Genomic DNA, 317 nt, shown 5'->3' on the forward strand with positions numbered 1-317 from the left:
GTCAGTAGCGTGACGTCCAGCTCTCGTCCTTCGCCGCCGTCCGACGCTTGCAGAATCAGCGGTTTGTCCAGGTAACGATCATCCAGCCGCAGCACCACCAGCGTCAGCGCTTGCGACGGCGGTGACGGTTTACTGTCTCGGGTCACGATGTAGGTTATCTCCACCGTTTTGCCGAGGTTGAAGGCGATCACCGGCACATGCAGCGGTATGTGCTGCGGTCCGAGCGCGGTCACCGTCCATGGCGCGGTGGTGTGCGAGCCGCCGGCGGGTGTGCCGGCTGCGCCAGTGAAGGTGACGGTGATCCTGTCGTCCTTGAG

At 63.7% G+C, this 317-nt stretch carries 1 pseudogene; it reads right to left on the minus strand.

What is annotated here, in order from left to right:
* Positions 1-317: pseudogene (locus tag HU765_RS26655) on the minus strand (hypothetical protein); the annotation flags it as partial.

It is taken from the genome of Pseudomonas sp. SWRI81, from assembly GCF_014268545.1.
Lineage (GTDB): Bacteria > Pseudomonadota > Gammaproteobacteria > Pseudomonadales > Pseudomonadaceae > Aquipseudomonas > Aquipseudomonas hamedanensis.